Source organism: Bowmanella dokdonensis, assembly GCF_017254865.1.
Taxonomy (GTDB): domain Bacteria; phylum Pseudomonadota; class Gammaproteobacteria; order Enterobacterales; family Alteromonadaceae; genus Bowmanella; species Bowmanella dokdonensis.
The window spans coordinates 1-252 of record NZ_JAFKCV010000461.1; the positions used below are offsets into that span (position 1 = coordinate 1).

The 252-nt window shown below is 41.7% G+C and carries 1 protein-coding gene; it reads left to right on the forward strand.

The annotated features are described in order from the left end of the window. The coding region (locus J0A66_RS23300; RefSeq protein WP_206574634.1) for a transposase at positions 1–126 on the forward strand (126 nt) is incomplete at its 5' end. Positions 127–252: the final 126 nt, after the last annotated feature.

Consider the following 252-nt stretch of genomic DNA (forward strand, 5'->3'; position numbering starts at 1 on the left):
GAGGGCTTCCACAACAAAATGGAAATGCTATCGAGAAGAGCGTATGGTTTTAGAAATTTTGAAAACTACCGGATCAGAGTAATGACCCATTGCGGATGGAATGGTGTTATTAATCGTGTACGTTGAGGCTCTTCATCATTAACGGGGGACATCAGCATTCATTAAACTGATTTTGCGAAGATCATTTAATGGAGATAAGCCGATGTCCCACGCAGGTGCCATTTTAGGCATAACTGAACTAGAAATCGAACG